Raw genomic sequence first — 16,719 nt, 5'->3', positions numbered from 1 at the left:
GTTATCACGACCACCGAAGTCGCGACCACCCTCACGGTTGCCGCGGTAGCCACCCTCACGACGGCCACCACCGAAGCTACGGCCACCGCCGCCGCCCTTGGGACCGTTGTCCTTGCGGATGTTGATGAACTCGCCAGCGATCTTGGTGTCACGCAGACGGTCGAAGAAGTCGCGGGGCAGGTCCTCAGGCAGGCCAACAATGGTGAAGTGCTGGCGAATGTCGATGGAGCCAATCTGGGAGCCCTTAATGCCACCCTCGTTAGCCAGCGCACCCACGATAGCGCCTGCGGTCACACGGGAGGAACGGCCAACGTTCAACTTGTAGTTGACCATGCCCTCGTCGTTGTGCGCGCGCTTTGCCTTGCGGCCGCCGCGGTCCGAATCGTCGTCGGAGAAGGGGCGGGAGTTGCGCGCGATATCCTCTTCCTCATCCAGGAAGAACGGGCGACCCTGCTGGGCGATAACAGCCAGTGCAGCCGCAATGTCCTCAGCGGTGGTGTCGTGCTCGTTCTCGTAGTCCTCGATAATCTGGCGGAAGAAGCTCAGGTCCTCAGACTCGATGGTCTCGGTAATCTGCTGTGCGAAGCGCTGCTTACGGGTCTCGTTCACTGCCTCTGCGGTGGGCATGTGCATCGGCTCGACCTTCTGGCGGGTTGCCTTCTCGATCTGACGCAGCATGTACTTCTCACGCGGGGTGACGAAGAGGATTGCGGCACCTTCGCGACCTGCACGGCCGGTACGACCGATGCGGTGCACGTAGGACTCGGTGTCGTGGGGGATGTCGTAGTTGACGACCAGGGAGATGCGCTCAACATCCAGGCCGCGTGCCGCCACGTCGGTTGCCACGAGGATGTCAATGCGGCCGTCACGCAGGGCGTCAACGGTGCGCTCACGCAGCTGCTGGGGGATGTCACCGTTAATCGCTGCTGCCGCGAAACCGCGTGCCTTCAGCTTGTCGGCAACTTCCTCGGTTTCCTTCTTGGTGCGCACGAAGACGATGATGCCGTCGTAGTTTTCAACCTCGAGCACGCGGGTCATTGCGTCCAGCTTGTGGGAGTGCATGACCTGCATGTAGCGCTGGGAGATGTTTGAGCTGGTGGTGGTCTTAGCCTTGACGCGAACCTCGCGGGGGTCGTTCAGGTACTGCTGAGCGATCTTGCGGATCGAGTTGGGCATGGTTGCGGAGAAGAGGGCAACCTGCTTGCTGTCGGGGGTGCCTTCGAGGATCTTTTCCACGTCTTCGGCGAAGCCCATGCGCAGCATTTCGTCTGCTTCATCGAGTACCAGGTACTGCAGGTTGGACAGGTCCAGGGACCCCTTTTCCAGGTGGTCAATCACGCGGCCGGGGGTACCGACGACGACCTGCGCACCGCGGCGCAGACCAGCCAGCTGCGGGCCGTAGGGGGAGCCACCGTAGATGGGCAGGACGGTGAAGTCCTCCATGTGGGTTGCGTAGGAGGAGAAGGCTTCTGCAACCTGCAGAGCCAGCTCGCGGGTGGGTGCCAGGACCAGAACCTGGGTGTCGCGGGAGACGCCGTTGATGTCGGCGAGTTCAGCCATGCGGGACAGTGCCGGCAGCGCGAATGCTGCGGTCTTACCGGTACCGGTCTGTGCCAGACCAACCACGTCGTGGCCCTCAAGCAACAGGGGGATAGTCTGTTCCTGAATGGGGGACGGCTTCTCGTAGCCTACCTCTTCCAGGGCTGCCAGGACGCGTGCGTCCAGGCCCAGGTCGGTGAAGCGTACGCCTTCTTCTTCAGCCTTGTCGGCGGTTTCTTCGGCGGGTGCTTCTGCAGTAGCTTCTGCGATGGTTTCTTCTGCTTCTACAGCAGGGCTCTCAACGGTGTTCTCGGTGATGTTCTCAGTGGTCACAACGGTCTCTGCCTCGGCGTTCAGTTCGGCCGGGGTAGCAGTATTCTCAGTCAATTTTTCCTCTATACGGTAGGGGTGGATAGCGCACGCTTTTCGGCGCTTACCGGGTGTCCCCTTCACGGCCCAGCCACACATCATCCCCTGGGGAGTAGAGCGTCCAGGGGTCCTCCGTTACCGGCACATTCTGCAGAGGTGTTCTGCGGATGCTACGGGTAGCGGCTCTTTGCTGGGGGTGGTCTTGAATTTCTCGGCACATTATCCGCACGCTTGTTCGTACTCTACGCTCAACGCACAGTAGTTCCTGTGAATCAGGGTGTACAGGGTGGGTAATGCTCACATGCAATGTCACGTATTCCTGGTGGTTCGCCTTCCCGCTCTACGGCGGTGGTGTGTCTGTTACAGCAGACGCAGCAAAGACGCTGGACCAGAGATCGTTAAGAGAAGCCCGCGTGTACGGTGTAAACCGCAAATTTATGGGGCGTATCAATCGGTGATGGTGAGTACGGCGCACCTACAATTCCAGCACCACCTTGGGTGCCGGGTGCGCACAAGACCTTCATCGGGGGTTCCCGTATTCTACCTAGTCTACCTTAGCGGCGTCCATTTAACCCCAAAAGGTGCTTAAAACCTCATCTCTTAACGGCGAGCGCCCACCCCGCTGCGTGCGGGGTGGACGCTCTTTCAGTTGCTGAGCCGAGGGGCTAGTCGACGCGTCGCACAATATCAATCGTGCCGACAGTCGCATACTTAGCGTAGGAGCTGCCGTAGCGGTCAGCCGCATACTGTGCGGCGTTGGTCGGCGGGTTGCCGCCCCAGGAGTTGCTCATGCGGTCGATGACCACGTAGTCGGGCGCTGGCTTACCGGTGTGTCCAATCCAGTAGACGGTACGACCGGGAATCAGCTGGGTCAGAATCGACAGGTCAGATGCGACCGATACCCCTTCAGGTACCTTCTGCACGGCGTCCTGCTTCATCTGGTCAGTGGTGGTCAGCGCGGAGGCGGTGAACTGCGCATTACCCAGGGATGCGAGGGGCTGCTGGGAGCCGGGCACAAAAATCGGGGACGCGGCAAGGAAGAGCGCCGCGGCGGGTAGAGCCCATACGGGCATGCGGCGTGCCATGGCGCTGAGGCGGCCAGGCTCAGCCGCTGCATCGGCCTCCTGCACGGAGGCGCTATCGGCTACTCGCGCACCCAAACGCACCGGAATCGCGGCGGGAACCACGCCGTAACGTATCCGCATGACGGCGTCGAGCAGGGCGAGGAAGACGACGGGCATGAGCACGAGCGAGTAGTGCCAGGTGCTTGCCCAGTAGGATTCCATGGTGGAGAGCAGACGCCAGGCGAGGGTCGGCAGGGCAATTGCCGCGAGCGGAGAAATGACCCAGAGGATTGCGCCGGTAATGAGCAGCAGGCCGAGGGTTGCCAGCTTGGTGTTGTTGCTGAGCATCTGCTGCGCTGAGCCGAAGGGGTCGCCCAGGGCTGCGGAGAAGTTCACCTTGTCGGCGTAATCGAAGTTTCCACCGCTATTGAAGTAGGGCAGAATCACGTAGACGGCGACGACAGACCAGAACACACCCCACATCATGACCATGGTGGATTCTGCGACGGCGGGGGTGCGTGCCCACGAGGAGTAGAGCTGCTGCATGCGGGCACGCATGGGGGCGGGAGTACCAGCGGAAAGGCGCGGCATCAGAATGTCAACAGCGGTGCTCAACCAGCCGGTGCGGATAAAGATGATGAGGCCGATGGCTGCGACAGTAATACCCATATCTTCTTTGACGAAGGCAATGGGCAGGGACCACCAGCAAGCGTAGGCGAGGTAGCGGGCACGTTCGGTGCCACTCACTCGTGAGGCAAGCACCAGGTAACCGAGGCTCATGGCAAGCAGCGGCACGGCGAAGGCTACTTCGTGGAATTGGGCGGCGATAGCCTGCTGAACGCCGAAGCTGAGGGCGAATCCGGCGCCGAGCAGCAGACCGGTGAGGGTCGGGATGACGCTCTGAAGTTTTGCGGACTGAGCATTCTGCGCAGGTTCGTTCTTCTGCGCATCTTCAGTTTTCTGGGCGAGCGCGAAGGCACGCTGAGTGAAGCGCACAATGGCGAAGCTTGCGAAGGCGACCAGGGCGTTCTGCACGACCAGTAGCGTGGTCGGCGAGGGGAACAGCGCGTAGATGGGTCCCAGAAGCACCAGAATCGGGTGGAAGTGGTCACCCCAGAGGTTAAAGTCGGGCCCCTTAATCGGCACGATGGGCACGGAGAAATGCGAGTAGGCCTGTGCCATCTGGGTGAAAATCGCCAGGTCCCAGGAGGGCGTAATCCAGTGCTTCATCTGCTGCAGCGAGTAGTAGGTGTACAACGCCATGACGGCGGCGGCAAGCAGCAGACCGGGTAGTAGTTCGAGGGGGCGGATGCTCTTGACGCGCTCGGTGAGGGACTGACGCGGCTGTTTCTTGGCGCGCTGAGTACGGCCCGCACTGGTGGCGGCGCTGTTCTTCTGTTCAGGTGCGTCAGTATTCGAGGATGCTTCTTGTGCTTCCGCTGCCATAGGCGTCCTTCTCTCGGGGTGTATGTCCGGGGTGCGTGTCCGGGCGTGGGCGCCCTTGTGAACGGGCGGAACGCATAGCCTGTGTCGTGCCGGTGGCGGAGTTTGCGTTCGTTCTCGCTCTACCCTTTAGGGTATCGCATTAGTGGCGTGCCTGCCCTTCCTGCACTTTTTGTATCTTGGTCCGCAATTATCTGCCGCGGATGTTGCTGCCCGGTTTGGGCGCATAGACTGGTGGGGTGAGTACGTTTCCTTCCTCAAACCCCGGCGGTGCGACCTCCGGTAGCCGCGCGGCAGCGGGTGCACGGCGCATCCGGCATCCTTTGGCGGCAGCTGGTGTGCCCTATGCGCCAGCGCTTGCGGATGTTCTTCAGGAGCCTACCATTCTTAGCCAGCCGCGCGTTCAGGTTCGTACTCTCTCCCCCGCCGCTTCGCCCCTTCCCGGCGCTCTGGCTCCCGAGGCGTGCGAGGTTGTGATTGAGCCGCATGTTCCGGTGCAGTTGGCGCAGACTTTGGGTTCGTTGCGCCGCGGTGCTCAGGATCTTTCGTATCGTGCGCTGAGCCGCGCGGATGGTGCCGAGCGAATCTGGGTGACGGCTCGCACGCCGTTTCACGAGTTCCCGGCGGTGCTGTACGCCGAACGTTTGGCGCGGCCAGCCGAGCAGGTGACCGCCCGCGCCGAGGCTCTCCCCTCCCTGCATCGCCTGCTGATGCGCCCGGTGCGTATTCGCATCTGGGTTTCTTATAGTGCCGCAGATCAGCAGATGCAGGCGCGAGCCGATCTTCAGGCGCTGGCGCAGGAAATGACGTACTGGCTGGGGTTGCACGACCCCGCCGAACAGTTTGGCGCGCTGTCGTCTTTTGAGGCTCTTCCGCCGCGTATTCAGCAGGCGTGGCGGCAGAATCCGGGGCTCCGCCTCAGCGCCTCGGGGCAGTTGGACCGGCAGATGCTCAACGCCATTGTGGAGCAGCGCATCACCCAGACCGAAGCGTTCAGAACCTTAGGCTGGGTTCTGCGAAAGTACGGCTCCCCCGCCCCATCGACCGGGTTGGGGCATCAGCCCGAAGGCATGCGCGTCTACCCAAGCGCCCGGACCCTGGCGACGATTCCCACCTGGGATTGGCATCGGGCGGGCGTTGATAAAAGCCGCTACGATGCCGTGTACGCTTACGCTCGTTCCGCCGAGTCTCTGAAAAACATTGCGGCAGAAGGCGACGTGGCGCTTCTGGCGCGGAGCCTGCACACTGTGCGCGGCGTGGGCCCGTGGAGTATTTCCGAGGTTCTGCAGCGCGTGTGCGGGCATCCAGATGCCATCAGCGTGGGCGACTACCATCTGGCGCACGCGGTCGGTGAGCTATTCACCGGTCAACGCACCGATGATGCGGGTATGCTCGCCCTGCTGGTACCCTACAGCCCGCATCGGCAACGTCTGGTGCGGCTCATGCATGCTTCTGGCTTCTCAAAGCAGAGGTTCGGGGCGCGCATGACCATTGAAGATCACCGCGACCGCTAACACGCATGCACCCTAACGAGGTTAAAAGGGGACGGGGCGCCCCAGCCGGTTGTGCCGGCGGGTGCGCCCCGTTCAAGCTCTTTTGTGGTGGTGAGCTTACTTCTTCTCTGCAGAGCCCTCTGCTGCTGCGATTTCTGCACGGACCTTGTCCATGTCGAGCTCGCGGATCGAACCAATCACGGTCTCCAGCTGGTCTTCGCGCAGTGCGCCGGCCTGCTGGTAAACCAGGATACCGCCACGGAAGCCCATGATGGTGGGGATGGAGGTGATGCCTGCTGCCTGAGCGAGCTGGCCCTGGTCCTCGGTGTCAACCTTGCCGAAAACAATGTCGCTGTGCTTCTCCGAAGCCGCCTCGTAGACGGGGGAGAACTGCTTGCAGGGACCGCACCAATCTGCCCAGAAGTCCAGGAAGACGATGTCATTGCTCTCGACGGTAGCAGTCAGGTTCTGCTGAGTAATTTCAATAGTAGCCATGAGATAAAGCTACACCCTCAAGACCCCAATCGCTAATTGTTCGCCCTGGGATTCAAACATTGTGAAAGATATGACAAATTGCCGTCATAGTTGGCTCTTTCCGCGGCAGTTTCAGCCGGCCCGCGGGCGTGTCGCGGAGGCTCCCGCGAAAGGTTCCGCACCAGGTGATGGAGGCGCACGACCCGGCAGGCGAAAGCCCCCGTGTGAGCTCTCCCTCCCCTCCCGCAAGAAAGCCCCTCGCGGACATCGGGAAAAACGGGCGCACCCACGGAAGGCCGCTGCGGGAGCCACCCTGAAACTGGTTTTAGATACACAAAAGCCCGGTTACTTTCGTAACCGGGCTATTTGTGGCAGGTGAGGGATTCGAACCCCCGTAGGCAGTGCCAGCTGATTTACAGTCAGCCCCCTTTGGCCGCTCGGGTAACCTGCCGCCTAGCTAGGTGCTAGTTGCTCGCTCAAGCGAACAGAGACTACTCTACAGCAGTTTTAGGGACTTGTACACTTCACACAGGGTTTTGTGACGAAGGTTATATATCTGGTTATATTTATCGTCTTTTCGTCACATCAGAGCGTCGGTGCACGCTCACCGCGCATCCATATCTACCGCGCATATCTATCGCAGCGCCCGCGCCCTCATCCTAATTGAATAAAGCCCTCATGAATAAAGCCGTGAATAAAGCCAATGCCTACAGCAGCTTTAGAAGGAGCGGGACGGAGTATCGCCATCCTGCTCAAGCAGAAGCACAATCTCCAGGTGCTCCAGATAGCGGCGCGCCTGCTCCACAGTGCACATGTCACCGGCAATCTCACGCTCCAGGTCACGGCGAACGCCACGGAAACGTGCCACCAGCGAAGGCTCAGTCAGAGTAATACCAATGCCTTCAAAAGGAGAATGCTTAGACTCTTCCGCATGCAGGTCAAGATGAATATCGTGGTGGTCAGACTCGTTGAGGCGCTCAGCCTCAGGAATACCTTCGGGCTCAGCGCCCAGAGAGGTATGCAAGTCAATGAAGAGCAGGGTTTGCAGGTCGCGAGCTTCCTCGCTCGTGCGCAGGTCCGTCGTGGACAGGTTAGGAGTGGTCATGTTTCTATTGTCCTCTTTTAAGGTTAGTAACACCTGTAAAACAGGCCCGTTATTCTGATAGTTAGCTGTGAACAAGAGCCCCAACCCGGTAGGCTAGTACTAACCGGTGCCAGTAGCACCTCATTCACGAAAGGAAAGCCCATGGCTAGCGAATCGTCATTCGACATTGTGTCCAAGGTGGACAAGCAGGAAGTTTCCAACGCACTGCACCAGGCGCAGAAGGAAATCTCCCAGCGTTACGACTTCCGCGGCGTAGGTGCAGAAATCGACTACTCCGGCGATAAGATCCTCATCAAGGCAAACGCCGAAGAGCGCGCCCTGGCAGTGCTCGACGTTTTCCAGTCCAAGCTGGTCAAGCGCGGCATCTCCCTGAAGTCCCTGGACTCCGGCAAGCCCTACGCATCCGGCAAGGAAACCCGTATCGAGTGCTCCATCAAGGAAGGCATCGCGCAGGACCAGGCGAAGAAGATCTCCAAGATGATTCGCGAAGAGGGTCCCAAGGGCGTGAAGGCAAACATCCAGGGTGATGAGCTGCGCGTCTCCTCCAAGTCCCGCGATGACCTGCAGGAAGTCATTGCAATGCTCAAGTCCGCTGACCTTGAGATTGACCTGCAGTTCGTCAACTACCGCTAAGCGCTCGGGTCCAATGGAGCCGGCGGATGCACCCGTCGCATCCGACGCGCACCATCGAGCGCAAAAAATCCTCGGGACGACTACTTCCACAGTAGCCACCCCGAGGATTTTTGTCTGTAGCCCCGTCATCGCGGGTCATAATCGTCACGCCGGGTCATATTCGTACAGCGTCACATGCATACAGTGACACACTCGCGCCCGGATGATTCAGCGAAGAAAAGACTTAGTACTGCCCCATCTCACGAGCCTGCTGCTGCAGACGCGCAATACGCTGGTCCATCGGCGGGTGAGTAGAGAGCATGTTCTTCAGCGAACCGAAGGGGTTCGCAATCATCATGGCGCTCGCCGCCTCCGTGTTGCGGTTGTTCGGGTCCATCGGATACATGGACACACCGCTCTCCAGCTTGTTCAGCGCCGAAGCCAGAGCCAGCGGATCACCGGTCAGACGTGCACCATCTTCGTCGGCATCAAATTCGCGGGTGCGGCTAATGGCCATCTGAATGACCTGCGTAGCAATGGGAGCCAGCATGGCAACCACGAACATGGCGAGGGGGTTGGCGCGTTCACCATCGCGGTTGGATCCGCCGAACATCGCGCCAAACGAGAGGAACTGAGCCACAGTACCGATAATGGAGGCGATACCCGCCGCCACCGAAGAGGTGAGGATATCGCGGTTGTACACGTGCATCAGCTCGTGGCCGAGCACGCCGCGCATCTCGCGCTCATCCAGCAACTGCAAAATACCCTCGGTGCAGCACACCGCCGCATTCTGCGGGTTACGACCGGTCGCGAACGCGTTCGGAGTCATGGTCGGTGCCACATAGAGGGCGGGCATGGGCTGGCCCGCGCGGGAGGACAGCTCCTCCACAATGTCGTAAAGCACCGGAACCTCTTCACGGCTGACCGGGTAAGCATTCATGGAACGCAGAGCAAGCTTATCGGAGTTCCAGTAGGTGTACGCGACCGAACCCAAGCTAAACAGGCCCATAACCCAGATGAAAATGGAGGTGCGGAAAGTCGCCGAAAGCAGGCCACCGATGAGCAGCATCATGCCCACCATGGAGCCCATCAACAGGGCAGTTTTCAGTCCGTTGTTATGGCTGTGCATGGGTATCCTCCTGAACAATTAGGTCAGTGCGTACAGCGTGTACTTGACTCTATAGAATACGTGCAAGCACTCGCGTGCGCACCTTCTGGAGCGCAGATTCACCCAGAGCGTCACCCATGCGCCGAAAGCTCATAAGGGATTAGGGAATAGCGCCAGGGATATTTACTAGGGGCACCTGCTCCAGCACCTGCGCCGTAGCAGTGGGGAAAATACCCAGCAGCAGAATCGTGCCGTAAGCACCCAGGAAAAGGATGAAGAGCAGGCCGAGCATCAGCTGACCTTCCAGATCAAAACCGGTGGTAGTACTGCGGTACTGGCCGTAAATCACCGGGGTCACGATGGGCACACCGAAGAGCAGAATCATCAGCAGAATGTAGATGGGGTTTGTGAAGTCGTACACCATGACCCTATCCTCCTTGATGGTGATTGCCGGTACGGGTTACTCTAGGTTCTTTGATTGTACGGCATCTCTTCACACCCGAGGCCGGGGCGAGGAGGGGCGCCACAGAGTGGATGAAAGGGACGCCCTGCCGGCTTATTATGAGCTTTTCATAAAATAATGATGAATTTCTCATAATAATGTGTAGACTTAAACCTATGACCGACGCAAAGACAACCTCCGATACGAAGAAGACCCAGCACCCAGACCATCACAACACCGGTTGCGCCCACACCACCGGCCTGCCCCTGCTCTCCGCAATGAGCCCCGAACAGCTCGAAGAAGCATGGACCACCGGACTGCGCGCCAGGGGCCGCCGCGTCACCAAGCAGCGCCTCGCCGTACTCCACGCAGTGCAGGAACACCCGCACTCCACCGCCGACACCATCGTGCAGGCAGTCCGCGAGCGCATCCCCGCCATTACGGTTCAGTCGGTCTACGTGATTCTTGCCGACCTGACCGACATCGACCTGCTGCGTAAGTTTGAGCCGCCGGGAACCCCCGCCCTCTACGAAACCCGCACGGGCGACAACCACCACCACGCCTTCTGCGTACGCTGCGGCAAGGTCGAAGACGTGGACTGCGCGGTCGGCTCCGCACCCTGCCTGACCCCCAGCGATTTTCACGGCATGGCACTCTTCAGCGCAGACGTGCTCTACCAGGGCGTATGTGTAGACTGCCAGACCGAGCAGGAGGCGGCACTCGCCCGCGCCCAGCAGGAAGCGGCAACACGCGCCCTAGCTTCATAACCCTATAGAGCTCGGGAAATCGGGCAGGCTCGGTCATGAGAGCTTTTAAACCGTTGAGGCGGCGACACAAGCAGTGTCGCCGCCTCAACGGTTTAAGTTATTTAATGCAGGAGCTTAGGCACCCATGCGGGGCTGCGAGCCCACAATCTCCAGCAGCTCGCGAATCTGCGCCGCGGTCAACACCGTGGAGGGGTTAATCGCGTTCACCTTCACGCTCGGAGCACCAATCTCCAGGGCGTAACGCAGAATATCCAGGGCGTTCGCCGAACGCACCTCAATATGCGGATCCAGTGCCGCAATCTCAATGGGCGAAGTGAACACCAGCAGGCTCTGCGGGTTGCCGTTCTCATCCGGGTCAAAGACGAAAGAGGTACCGGACGGGTCAGCCGGGTCAACACCCACCAGCAGCACGGACGCCGGGGACACCAGCGAGCCGAGCAGCATCTGCATGTTGTCCTGGGTCAGCGCCATCTTCGCGCCGTCGTTACGGGGCGAAGTGACAATCCACTGCACCTGAGCGCGCTCAATGTAGCACTCGTGGTCGGTGCCGGGGTCAACCACAATCAGGTCCAGCGCCTCGTTGCCGAGGAAATCGATAAAGACCTTCATCGCCGGTTCACGCAGAATCAGCTCGTCGCCCTCGGACTCCTGACGCACGTAGCTCTTGCCAATGTGCTCGGAGGAGGAGAACACGCACAGCGCCTGCATACCGGTCTCGGGCATACGAATGACCTGGTGGGTCAGCACCGACTCGGGGCCCATCGGGTCGGTCTCAGACGGAATCAGCAGGGAACCGGTCGCATCCAGTAGAACGTCGCCGCCGAGCATCGTGCGAACCACGTTAATGAGGGTTCGCTCCTGCACATCGTTACGGAACGTCTCAAGAGCGGCGACCAGGTAGGGGTTCGGAATCTCGTGCTCGCTCGAAGACAGCGCCGCGGCGGCAGAGTGGCGGGCGCGACCCTCCATACGTTCACGAGCCCAGGCGGGAATACGCGACGCGTCACGCGGGAACTCAGTCAGGTGCTCACGCACGTCGGTCGCGGTCAGGGTGCCTTCATTCTTCCAGCTGGCGGGCTCATCGTCACGGTTATAGGAGGCACCCACGCTGAACTGCGGGTTCGGCCAGCCGGTTGCCGCCACCACAATGGAGGCGGTGAACCAGGTGCCGCGGTTACCGTCGTAGGCGGCACGCTGCAACTTGCGAACCTCAGCAATAATGGGCGAGCCGTCCTTGAGCGGGCCGATAGTGCCAATGAACTCTTCACCGTCGCGGAATTCACGCACACGCACGAAAATCTGACCTGCCAGAGGTTTGACGTCCAGCACCATTTCGCTCCAGCCGGGGTCAACACTAACGACATCCAGCAGCCAGCTTCCAATGTTGTTCAGCGCATCCTGGATGCGCGCGGCGCGGCTACTCGTCTCGGCGAGGCGGGGTTCAGTCATAGTTCATACATCCTTGAGTGTGAATACGGCGCGGCTGGAGGCATCCGTGTTCGGTCGTAGTGTCGGCTTACAGGGTGCCGGAAGAAGCCGTCTCTTCGATTCTAACGAACACAGGCACTCAACGCAGATAGTTTACGCCGAAAGATATATGCTCTATCTCTCCCCTGCACCTCTCTAGATGGCCCATTCGACCCTCTTAACGTCCAATACGCCTAAAGCGCACACTAAAACCGGGGATACACGGCATAGTGAACGCTAAAAGGTTGATAATCTTGAAGCATGACGAATTCTCTGCAGGACCTTATCGACGCATCGATCTTTATCTCCACCGAGTACCAGGCTCGACTCGCTGAGCTCGTGGGTACCTCCGAGTGGAACGTGGATTTCACCTCCCAGTCTCTGGATTTTGAGACCACTCCCCCGCTTTCGCTCAAGCCGCACCTGCTGGGCACCGAATCCGAGAACCGCGGTACTTGGATTTGGTCTTGGCAGCAGCTGGGCTACTTCCCCGACTCCGTTGTTTCCGCCGCTATTCAGGCGCGCGAAACCGGTGAGCGTGACGGCCTGGCCGAACTGACCACCGACGAGCTGCCCCTCTCCGAGTCCCTGGCACGCCGCCTGACCCTGGCAACCAAGACCATCAGCGGCCTGTACGCACACTACCCGCTGCCCGCGGGCGCTGGCGTGCGCGCATGGACCCTGCTGGAGGGCGCTGAGCTGACCCTCGAGGCACCGACCTACAAGGGTATTGGCCGCGTCATCGCTAAGACCCTGCAGAGCGAAGAGATCCACAACCAGGTTCTGGCGGTGGACTCCTACGCTCAGCAGCGCGGCTTCCACATCGCCTGGGACACCGAGGCAACCGCCGTGCTGACCGCAACCGACGGTGCCCTGCGCCTGTGGTTCGACGAGGGTCGCATCAGCGGCATCGAGCAGGCTGAGCCTCAGGTTGGCCCCGAGGTTCTGGAGCAGTGCGCAGCCGCTGCCGCACAGCGTCGCGAATCCCTCGCCGCACTGCGCACCGAGATTGAGCGCGTGGCAGCCGCAGAGGCAGCCGCTCAGAACGCACAGCGCGAGCAGGAGGCAGCAGAACGCGCCGCCGCACGTGCCGAGGCTGAAGCAGAGCGCGCCGTCGAGATCGCCGAGCACGCACCGGTCGCAGACACCGAGGTACCCGGCGTTGAGAGCACCGAAAACCTCTACCCCGCCGACGAAGCTCCCTTCGATCAGGAGCCGGCAGAGTACGCAGAGCCCGGCCTGGTCACCGTGGAGACCCTGCCCGGCGAGTACGAGGCAGAGGAGACCGAGCAGGCTCGCGTCTACACCGACGAGTCCATCGGCGCCGAGCAGCCCGAGTACGAGACCGTTGAGGCTTCCGCAGAGTACGCTGAGGAGCCGGTCGCCGTTGAGACTGCAGCTGAGCAGTCCGCAGAGGCTGAGCAGGATGCAGCAGAATACGAAGAGCAGCACGTGGAGCCCATCCGCAACGCTGGCGCAGCTCCCGACCTGCAGGCAGAGCACGAAGAGGCAGCCCGCCGCGAGCAGGAAGAAACTGCACGCCGCGAGGCAGAGCAGCCCAAGAAGAAGGGCTTCTTCTCCCGCTTCTTCGGCCTCTAAACCGAATACGCAGCATTCCTCAGGCGCGGTATCCTCGTGGTACCGCGCCTGAGGCGTCCCTAGCGTATGCTGCACCCCGTATCGGGTACAGTAGTGTGCGCGCATCGAAACCTGTGTGGGTACCCAGCTGGCGCATCCCGATGAATAGCTTAGAAGAACGTAACCGAAGAATCAGGTCAGACGAAACCATGTCAGAAACGCAGAAGCACACCACCCGCAACGGGTTTATCACCATCATCGGCACCTACATCATTTGGGGTCTGCTCCCCCTGTATTTTGTGCTGATGGCGCCAGCAGGACCGATTGAGATTGTGGTGGCGCGAGTGGTCTTCTCCCTCATTTTCTGCGCCCTGCTACTACCGATTGTGCGGGCAACCGCGGACTTCCGCCGCGCTCTCAAGAATCGCCGCATCATGCTGGTGCTAACGGCGGCATCGTTCCTCATCGGCGCGAACTGGCTTATCTACGTGATGGCAACGACCAGCGGCCACACGATTGACGTGTCTCTGGGCTATTTCATTAACCCGCTAGTCTCCGTGGTGCTGGGCGTGATTTTCCTGCAGGAGCGCCTGCGCGCCGCGCAGTGGGTGTCCGTGGTGATTTCATGTATTGCCGTGCTGATGATGAGCCTCATCTACGGTCAGGTGCCTTGGACGGGTCTGGGCGTGGCATTCTCCTTCGGCATCTACGGCCTGCTCAAGGCGCGTGTAGCCCACGACGTGAGCCCCCTCATCTCGCTGTCTCTAGAGACTTTTATCCTGGCGCCTCTGGGCATAGCAGCGTTGCTTGTGCTGAACGCGCAGGGGCAGATGACTCTCTTCAGTGAGGGTCCCGGACATTTCTGGCTCCTCGCCTCCACCGGCGTGGTCACCGTTGTGCCCCTCATGCTCTTTGCGGCGGCTACCAAGGCTCTACCGCTGTCAGTCATTGGCATGGTTCAGTACCTGGGCCCGACCATCCAGTTTGTTCTGGCGCTGACCGTTCTGCACGAGCAGATGAGCGCCGATAAGGTGCTGGGTCTGAGCCTCATCTGGATTGCGCTCATCATTTTCACCGTGGATGCGGTGCGCGCTTCCCGCTCCTACCGCGCCTCCGCGCTGTCCGACCCGGAAACCGGCATGATTCCGCTGGTACAGGCTGAAGACGTGCAGAGCAAGTAGCTCTCCCCAAATCCGCACAAAACACAGTCCCGCACAAAACACAATGATGCCCCGCAGGCTAACGCCTGCGGGGCATCACTTTATGTCGCGTTCACACGCTAAAGCTCAGAACCCTGAGCCTCAGCAGCATCATCGAGGGCATCCAGATCCGGATGACGGTGCAGGTTCAGCAGAGCCAAACCCAGGCCACCCCAAATGATCAGGATTGCCACAATGAGCATCACAATTGCGGAGATAGACATGAGGGCTCCTAACGGGTAATAGTCGAATCAACGTGGCCGTGCTCCACCTGACCAGAAATCACCGGAGGTGCCGGCGGCTCTTCAGCCGCACGAGACTTCTTCGACCAGGGCAAAAGAGAAATAACAATCGCGCCAACCACCAGCAGTGCGCTCATGCCCCAACCGAAAATCGCCAGCAGATCCGCGGGGTAACCCTCATACGGAGTCTGAATCAGCTTCCAAACGCTCTGAATCAGGGAGTAACCCAGAACCAGCGGAGTCACGACAGCCAGCAGACCCATCCAGATCTTGCCGACCTTGATGGAGGAGTAGCGGTTCAGGTGCTCAGCCAGAGCGGGCAGAGCACGCACCACGTATGCAACCACGATAATGGCGCACAGGCCGGCAGCCAGAATACCGAAGAGGTTCACGAAGTTATCGAGAATATCCAGCACGTACAGGCCGGTAGTGGTCGGCATCAGCAGCAGCGAAATCAGAGCCATCGGAACAATCACCAGAATGGTAGACGCCAGACGGGACGTCGCGAACTTATCCTGAATACCGGCAATAATCACCTCAAGAATCGAAATCAGGGAGGTGAAACCAGCAAAGAGCAGGGAACCGAAGAAAAGGATACCGATCAGCACGCCACCGGGTGCCTGAGAAATAATGGTCGGGAACGCGATGAACGCCAGACCAATACCGCTGGTCGCAACCTCGCTCACCTGGGTGCCAGCAGCCTGAGCCATGAAGCCCAGAGCAGCGAACACACCAATGCCAGCAAGAAGCTCAAAACCGGAGTTCGCGAAACCAACCACAGCACCGGAACCGGTCAGGTCAGTCTTAGGCTTCAGGTAGGAAGAGTAGGTGACCATAATGCCGAAGCCAATGGACAGCGAGAAGAAAATCTGTCCGTACGCAGCAACCCACACGTCCGGGTTAGCCAGGGAGTCCCAGCTGGGGGTGAACAGAGCGTTCAGACCGTCCACAGCACCGGGCAGGGTCAGCGAGTAAATCACCAAACCAACGAACATGACCAGCAGCAGCGGGATGAAGATAATGTTGGCTGCGCCCACGCCCTTCTGAACACCCAGAGCCATCACAGCAAGCAGAACGCCCCACACCAGAACCATGGGAATCAGGATGTTCATGTTGAAGTCCAGGGAGACGCCGGGATCCTTTGCGACCTTCAAGAACTCGCCCTGGAAGAACGCCTTCGGGTTATCGCCCCACTCATTGGTGAAGGAGAAAACCATGTAACGCAGAGCCCACGCCACAATAGCGGCGTAGTAGATAGCGATGACGAAGTTAATACCCATGTGCCACCAGCCAATGAACTCGGTCTTACGGTTCAGACGGCGGAAAGCCAGCGGGGACGACGCACGCGCACGGTGACCGATTGCGTAGTCAAAGAAGAGGAAGGTCAGACCGGCGGTCAGCAGGGCGACAATGTAGGGAATCATGAAGGCGCCGCCGCCGTTATCAAATGCGATGTAGGGGAAACGCCAAATATTGCCCAGACCAACAGCAGAACCGATGGCGGCAAAGATAAAGACGCGACGGCTAGAGAAGCCTTCGCGCTTCGTGGGCGCCTTAGGGGTAGATGCTCCCATAGTTGTAAACCTCGAATGTGTGGGGACGCGGATGGTTGGTGCGAGAATAACCCGTCGGGGTGGTTGGGCTCTGCTCGTGTCCAGAAATAGTAAACGGCTCTCCAACACGGGGTGGGCGTGGGAGCCGTCAAACGTCTGAAGGGCGGATGTGCACCTCAGGCATGCCTATAAGGATTACCTTAAAGACATATAGCGGTCAAGAAGACCCCAGCATACGGAACTATGCGGGACAGGGCACTCGCT

14 protein-coding genes and 1 tRNA gene are annotated in these 16,719 nt (G+C 59.9%); 5 read left to right on the top strand and 10 right to left on the bottom strand.

Annotated features, from left to right (window positions below):
- Positions 1-1,926, bottom strand: a 1,926-nt coding sequence (locus tag HMPREF2842_RS04860) for a DEAD/DEAH box helicase (protein WP_070643059.1), incomplete at its 3' end; no start/stop codon positions are given.
- A gap of 647 nt (positions 1,927-2,573) precedes the next feature.
- Complete coding sequence (locus HMPREF2842_RS04855) at positions 2,574-4,418, bottom strand: DUF2079 domain-containing protein (RefSeq protein WP_070643057.1); 1,845 nt, start codon at positions 4,416-4,418, stop codon at positions 2,574-2,576.
- Between the two features lie 236 nt (positions 4,419-4,654).
- Here HMPREF2842_RS04855 and HMPREF2842_RS04850 point away from each other — a divergent pair, with 236 nt between their 5' ends.
- Positions 4,655-5,929: a DNA-3-methyladenine glycosylase family protein gene (locus HMPREF2842_RS04850; protein ID WP_070643055.1), complete on the top strand. Its 1,275-nt coding sequence runs from the start codon at positions 4,655-4,657 to the stop codon at positions 5,927-5,929.
- 96 nt (positions 5,930-6,025) lie between these two features.
- Here the strand turns inward: HMPREF2842_RS04850 and HMPREF2842_RS04845 are convergent, their stop codons facing one another.
- The 3 genes from HMPREF2842_RS04845 to HMPREF2842_RS04835 all read right to left on the bottom strand — a co-directional run bounded on the left by HMPREF2842_RS04845 (position 6,026) and on the right by HMPREF2842_RS04835 (position 7,487).
- Positions 6,026-6,403 carry a thioredoxin family protein gene (locus tag HMPREF2842_RS04845; RefSeq protein ID WP_005504813.1) on the bottom strand — a complete coding sequence of 126 codons (378 nt, stop codon included), beginning with the start codon at positions 6,401-6,403 and terminating at the stop codon, positions 6,026-6,028.
- 348 nt (positions 6,404-6,751) lie between these two features.
- Positions 6,752-6,833: transfer RNA gene (locus tag HMPREF2842_RS04840), tRNA-Tyr, on the bottom strand.
- Positions 6,834-7,100: 267 nt separating this feature from the next.
- Positions 7,101-7,487 carry a hypothetical protein gene (locus tag HMPREF2842_RS04835; RefSeq protein WP_005504812.1) on the bottom strand — a complete coding sequence of 129 codons (387 nt, stop codon included), beginning with the start codon at positions 7,485-7,487 and terminating at the stop codon, positions 7,101-7,103.
- Positions 7,488-7,628: 141 nt separating this feature from the next.
- Between HMPREF2842_RS04835 and HMPREF2842_RS04830 the strand changes: the two genes are divergently transcribed.
- Complete coding sequence (locus HMPREF2842_RS04830) at positions 7,629-8,120, top strand: YajQ family cyclic di-GMP-binding protein (protein ID WP_005504808.1); 492 nt, start codon at positions 7,629-7,631, stop codon at positions 8,118-8,120.
- Between the two features lie 223 nt (positions 8,121-8,343).
- On the opposite strand, the gene htpX is transcribed toward HMPREF2842_RS04830, so the two are convergent.
- Together htpX and HMPREF2842_RS04820 are read right to left on the bottom strand one after the other, a co-directional pair.
- Positions 8,344-9,228 (bottom strand): zinc metalloprotease HtpX, encoded by an 885-nt coding sequence (htpX, locus tag HMPREF2842_RS04825; RefSeq protein WP_005504807.1) that lies wholly within the window; start codon positions 9,226-9,228, stop codon positions 8,344-8,346.
- 139 nt (positions 9,229-9,367) lie between these two features.
- Complete coding sequence (locus HMPREF2842_RS04820) at positions 9,368-9,631, bottom strand: hypothetical protein (RefSeq protein ID WP_005504804.1); 264 nt, start codon at positions 9,629-9,631, stop codon at positions 9,368-9,370.
- A 194-nt stretch (positions 9,632-9,825) separates the two neighbouring features.
- Between HMPREF2842_RS04820 and HMPREF2842_RS04815 the strand changes: the two genes are divergently transcribed.
- A complete protein-coding gene (locus tag HMPREF2842_RS04815) occupies positions 9,826-10,416 on the top strand; it encodes a Fur family transcriptional regulator (RefSeq protein WP_049353820.1) in 591 nt (196 codons plus the stop codon).
- A 114-nt stretch (positions 10,417-10,530) separates the two neighbouring features.
- On the opposite strand, the gene HMPREF2842_RS04810 is transcribed toward HMPREF2842_RS04815, so the two are convergent.
- Positions 10,531-11,865, bottom strand: coding sequence for an SseB family protein (locus HMPREF2842_RS04810; protein WP_049338047.1), 1,335 nt, complete (start codon positions 11,863-11,865; stop codon positions 10,531-10,533).
- Positions 11,866-12,144: 279 nt separating this feature from the next.
- Between HMPREF2842_RS04810 and HMPREF2842_RS04805 the strand changes: the two genes are divergently transcribed.
- Together HMPREF2842_RS04805 and rarD are read left to right on the top strand one after the other, a co-directional pair.
- Entirely contained in the window at positions 12,145-13,482 is a 1,338-nt protein-coding gene (locus HMPREF2842_RS04805; RefSeq protein ID WP_070643053.1) for a DUF6882 domain-containing protein, read from the top strand.
- Positions 13,483-13,670: 188 nt separating this feature from the next.
- The gene (rarD, locus tag HMPREF2842_RS04800; protein ID WP_070643049.1) at positions 13,671-14,642 is read left to right on the top strand and encodes an EamA family transporter RarD; all 972 of its coding nucleotides are present in this window, start codon (positions 13,671-13,673) and stop codon (positions 14,640-14,642) included.
- Between the two features lie 98 nt (positions 14,643-14,740).
- Here rarD and HMPREF2842_RS09080 read toward each other — a convergent pair whose 3' ends face one another.
- Entirely contained in the window at positions 14,741-14,884 is a 144-nt protein-coding gene (locus HMPREF2842_RS09080; protein WP_080974200.1) for a methionine/alanine import family NSS transporter small subunit, read from the bottom strand.
- A gap of 8 nt (positions 14,885-14,892) precedes the next feature.
- Positions 14,893-16,476, bottom strand: coding sequence for a sodium-dependent transporter (locus tag HMPREF2842_RS04795; protein WP_070615271.1), 1,584 nt, complete (start codon positions 16,474-16,476; stop codon positions 14,893-14,895).
- Positions 16,477-16,719: the final 243 nt, after the last annotated feature.

The sequence above is a fragment of the Rothia sp. HMSC069C10 genome, from assembly GCF_001812205.1.
In the GTDB taxonomy this organism is placed as follows: Bacteria; Actinomycetota; Actinomycetes; order Actinomycetales; family Micrococcaceae; genus Rothia; species Rothia mucilaginosa.
Note: the sequence above shows the minus strand (reverse complement) of the source record. Positions and strands in the feature narration are given on the sequence as shown.